This is a genomic window from Rhodococcus sp. R1101, assembly GCF_000278445.1.
Taxonomy (GTDB): Bacteria; Actinomycetota; Actinomycetes; order Mycobacteriales; family Mycobacteriaceae; genus Rhodococcus; species Rhodococcus gordoniae.
Window position 1 is genome coordinate 1 of the sequence record NZ_AJVB01000614.1, and the last position, 1,946, is coordinate 1,946.

3 protein-coding genes are annotated in these 1,946 nt (G+C 68.3%); 1 reads left to right on the forward strand and 2 read right to left on the reverse strand.

Translation table 11 applies throughout. The annotated features are described in order from the left end of the window. Together R1101_RS0122325 and R1101_RS0122330 are read right to left on the reverse strand one after the other, a co-directional pair. Positions 1-458: SDR family NAD(P)-dependent oxidoreductase (locus tag R1101_RS0122325; RefSeq protein ID WP_016935443.1), on the reverse strand; the 458-nt coding region annotated here is incomplete at its 3' end. Next, on the reverse strand, positions 455-1,663 hold the full coding sequence (locus R1101_RS0122330) for an acyl-CoA dehydrogenase family protein (protein WP_016935444.1): 1,209 nt from the start codon (positions 1,661-1,663) through the stop codon (positions 455-457). The genes R1101_RS0122325 and R1101_RS0122330, both read right to left, overlap by 4 nt. Before the next feature lie 44 nt (positions 1,664-1,707). Here R1101_RS0122330 and R1101_RS0122335 point away from each other — a divergent pair. Continuing rightward, on the forward strand, positions 1,708-1,946 hold a 239-nt coding region (locus R1101_RS0122335; RefSeq protein WP_026003593.1), incomplete at its 3' end, for an AMP-binding protein.

Below are 1,946 nucleotides of genomic sequence, written 5' to 3' on the forward strand. Positions count from 1 at the left end.
CGGAAGTACCGCAGTGCCGCGCGGGTCGCGCGGAAGGTGCTGGTGAGGGTGATGTCGAGGACGCGATCCCACTGCTCGTCGGTCATGTCCACCACCGGGGTCTCACCGCCGAGACCGGCATTGTTGATCAGCACGTCGATACGCCCGAGCGTCTCGGCCGCACCGCTGATCAGGGCGTCGACCTGTTCGGTGGACGAGACGTCGCACACGATCGACGCGACCTGCTGTTCCGGGAATTCCGCGGCCAGCTTGTCCGCGGCCTCCCCGAGGCGACGCTCGTGGAAGTCGGAGATCAGCACATCGGCGCCCTCGAGCAGCGCCCGCCGTGCGGACGAGAATCCGATCCCGGTGCCGGCCGCGGCGGTGACGACGACCTTCTTACCGGCGAGGAGGCCGTGACCGGGGGTCTCGGCGGGCGGGGTCGCGAGGGGCGAGGTGGTCTGGGGTGAAACGGTCACGGACGTGCCTCCCGGGGAAGGCCGAGCACACGCTCGGCGATGATGTTGCGCTGGACCTCGTTGGATCCGCCGTAGATGGTGTCGGCGCGGGTGAACAGGAACAGGCGCTGCCACTCCGCGAGTTCGAGATGCTCGGGATCGGTGAGGTCGGAAGGAGTCCCGGCATGGTCGTGGTCCGGTCCGACGAGCGACGACGCGCCCTGCACGTCCATCGCCAGCTCCCCGAGGTCACGGTGCCAGCCGGCCCACAGCAACTTCGCGACGGAGGCTTGTCCGGGGTCGGCGTCGCCGAGTGTACGTAGCGCGTGAGCGCGCATGACACGCAACCCGATTCGCGCGCGTGCGATCCGTTCGCGGATGTGCGGATCGTCGAACGCCCCGTTACCGCGGGCGATCTCGACGACGCCGTCGAGCTCGCGGGCGAAACCGATCTGCTGACCGAGCGTCGAGACGCCGCGTTCGAAGGTCAGCAGACCCATCGCGACCTTCCACCCGTCGCCGGGGGCACCGACGACGAGGTCGGCGTCGGTGACGGCGTCGTCGAAGAAGACCTCGTTGAACTCGGAGGTACCGGTGAGCTGCTGGATGGGCCGCACCGTCACGCCGGGCTGATCGAGCGGGACGAGCAGGAAGCTCAGACCGTGGTGGCGGGTCGAGCCGGGTTCGGTCCGGGCGACGACGAACGCCCATTGCGCGACGTGGGCGAGCGAGGTCCAGACCTTCTGGCCGTTGATCACCCACTTGTCGCCGTCGAGGCGCGCGGTGGTGGAGACGTTGGCGAGGTCGGAGCCGGCGCCCGGCTCGGAGTATCCCTGCGCCCACAGTTCGGTGACGTTGCGGATCCCGGGCAGGAAGCGCTTCTTCTGCTCCTCGGTCCCGAAGGCGATGAGGGTGGGGCCGAGCAGTTCCTCACCGAGGTGGTTGACGCGTGCGGGCGCGTTCGCCTTCGCGTACTCCTCGTGGAAGATCACCCGTTGATCCATGCTCGCACCGCGACCGCCGTACTCGGTGGGCCACCCGATGCAGGTCCATCCGGCGGCCGCCAGGTGGCGGTCCCACGCGAGTCGCTGATCGAAGAATTCGTGTTCGCTTCCGGGCCCACCCTTCCCCCTGAGCTCGGCGAACTCGCCGGTCAGGTTGTCTTCGAGCCACTGTCGTACGGTGGCTGCGAACTCCGCATTGTCCTGGCTCTCGCTCTCGTGCACGTCTGTACGATAACCTACCAAGCAATTGCTAGGTAGGGAGCTACGTGAACACAACACCCGGAACCACGCCGGCCGCCCTCAACCGTGCCGTCCGCGACCACGCCGACCGGTGCGCCCTCGTCGACGGCGACATCCGATTGAGTTTCGCTCGACTGCACGAACACGTCCGGGCTTTCGCTGCCGCGCTCGTGGCGCGGGGTCTGCAACCCGGTGAGCGCGTCGCGATCTGGTCCCCGAACACCTTCCACTGGGAGGTCGCCGCACTGGGCGTGCACTGGGCGGG